Origin of the sequence: Methylobacterium sp. GC_Met_3, assembly GCF_026540775.1 — a bacterium.
GTDB lineage: Bacteria > Pseudomonadota > Alphaproteobacteria > Rhizobiales > Beijerinckiaceae > Methylobacterium.
The window spans coordinates 1-297 of record NZ_JALNUL010000203.1 but is presented as its reverse complement, the minus strand read 5'-3'; the positions used below and the strand labels follow the sequence as shown (position 1 = coordinate 297).

The 297-nt window shown below is 67.0% G+C and carries 1 protein-coding gene; it reads left to right on the top strand.

Going from position 1 to position 297, the window contains the following annotated elements; translation table 11 throughout:
- On the top strand, window positions 1-297 hold a 297-nt coding region (locus OXS27_RS32495; protein WP_267361767.1), incomplete at both ends, for a BamA/TamA family outer membrane protein.

The window sequence follows — 297 nt, the reverse complement described above, 5'->3', positions numbered from 1 at the left end:
TGCGCGGTACTACAAGGAGCTGTACGAGGACGTCGTTGGCTTCATCCGGTTCCAGGGCGGTCACATCGAATCGATCGATGGCAAGCCACTGCGCGTCACCGACGAGTTCTTCCTCGGCCCGTCGCTGGTCCGCGGCTTCGCGCCGAACGGCATCGGTCCGCGCGACGTCGGCATCGCCGACGCCCGCTCGAACGCGATCGGCGGTTCGACCTATATCGGCGGCACCTTGGAAGTGCAGTTCCCGCTGCCCGGCGTCCCGCGCGACCTGGGCCTGAAGGGTGCGCTTTTCGCCGACGT